Annotated in this window: 2 protein-coding genes; both read right to left on the bottom strand. The window is 68.2% G+C overall.

Annotated features, from left to right (window positions below):
- Positions 1 to 154 precede the first annotated feature (154 nt).
- On the bottom strand, positions 155 to 352 hold the full coding sequence (locus tag RX395_RS09675) for a type II toxin-antitoxin system RelB/DinJ family antitoxin (protein WP_217750366.1): 198 nt from the start codon (positions 350 to 352) through the stop codon (positions 155 to 157).
- A gap of 46 nt (positions 353 to 398) precedes the next feature.
- Positions 399 to 1,454, bottom strand: a complete 1,056-nt coding sequence (locus tag RX395_RS09680) for an IS1595 family transposase (RefSeq protein WP_199407179.1) — start codon at positions 1,452 to 1,454, stop codon at positions 399 to 401.
- Positions 1,455 to 1,502 lie beyond the last annotated feature (48 nt).

A 1,502-nucleotide genomic window follows, 5' to 3' on the forward strand; every position in this document is an offset into this window, starting at 1 on the left:
GGCTCTGTTAGACCAGGATTGACATTCCGCCCCGTCATCTTCTTGCGATTGCACAATGGTCGCCCCTTGTCGAATCTGAATCCGGCAAGGGGCGATGCGCCCGAGACCGGACGAGTTGCTCGCCTGGCCCTGCCGTTTCATGCCGACCTGCCGGCTAACTCGCCGTCTCCCCGTCGGGCGCCGGCGTCTTGACCCTCATCTCGAACGGCATCCCGCCCTCCCGGACGAGCGCCCTGAGGAACGCGTTGACGGCGGTGGACATGGACAGGCCGAGCTCGTCCAGGATGGCCGTGGCCTCCTTCTTGACCTCCGGGTCGATGCGGATCGTCGTGGCCGGTATGTTCGACGGCATGGCCTCACCCCTCCTCGTGTATCGCGGTGCGACCATTCTACCGCCTCTATGCGGCGGGCGCGGCCCAGTAGTCCATGTAGGGCGGCTCCACGTTGAACATGTCGCGGACGCGGCTCCTGCAGACGCCGTGCGCGAGCTGCCGCGCGACCGTGCGCCCGGCCGCGCCGGAATCGGTCGCCATGAAGGTCCGGCACCACCTGAACCAGGCGAGGTAGGCGTCGAGGTGCTTCGTCGACACGCCCCTGAACGGCTCCATGAAGGCGCCGAGGAGCGAGTGGACGGTGTTGACCCGGTTGATGGTCCCCCCGGAGCGGTCCTTGGGGTCGTAGGCCGCGTGCGCGGCGACCTCGAGCTCGGCGAGGACGCCGACGTAGGCGGCCGCCCTGTCGGTCGCGACGACCGAGCCGGCCGCGATGCGGCCCCTCAGCGCGTCCATGGCGCGCTCCCTCGAAAGGGCGCCCCGCCCCGTGACCTCGAGGAACGTCTCGTTCGAGTCGTTCACTCCGGTCATGACGCAGATCCGCTCGCGCGACAGCCCGCGCCTGTGCACCTGCTTGCCGCGGTGCCGGGAGGGGCGCGGCATCGTGAACGACCCCTTCGCGTGGTTGCCCTTGAACGACTCGGGGAAGTAGGTCTCGTCGAGCTCGCAGCCGCAGCCCCGCTCGACCCTGAACGAGGGGGAGTAGGCCGAGAGGCACTCGATCAGCCTGTGGCGCATGGTGTAGGCGGTCTTGAGGCAGACGCGGCAGCGCCTCGCGCATTCGCGCAGGGGCAGCATGAGCACGAAGCACTCGGCGTAGGCCATCCAGGTCTCCTTCGGGAGCTTGCTCGTCCCCAGGATGCGCTCGCTGCCCATGCCGAAGGTCCTGCCGCAGCCCCGGCAGAGGTAGCGCTGCTCGCCGTTCTTCGATTTGCCCTTCTTCACGACCGCGGCGGACCCGCAGCGCGGGCAGCGTTCGATTTCGTAGGCGGAGCCGGCCGCGTCGTCGAACGCCGCCGCGCGGATCACGTCCCTGACGGACTCGATAGCGCGGCGGCGCTCGGTCTTGCTGAGGTTCGCCATGCCCTTCTTGAAGTTGAGGACCAGGTCTTCGGCGTTCATGCTGCCCCCATCATCGCGGTCTATGGGGTCAACGATATGGCACCGTGG

The sequence above is a fragment of the Collinsella aerofaciens genome (assembly GCF_032584215.1).
Taxonomy (GTDB): Bacteria; Actinomycetota; Coriobacteriia; order Coriobacteriales; family Coriobacteriaceae; genus Collinsella.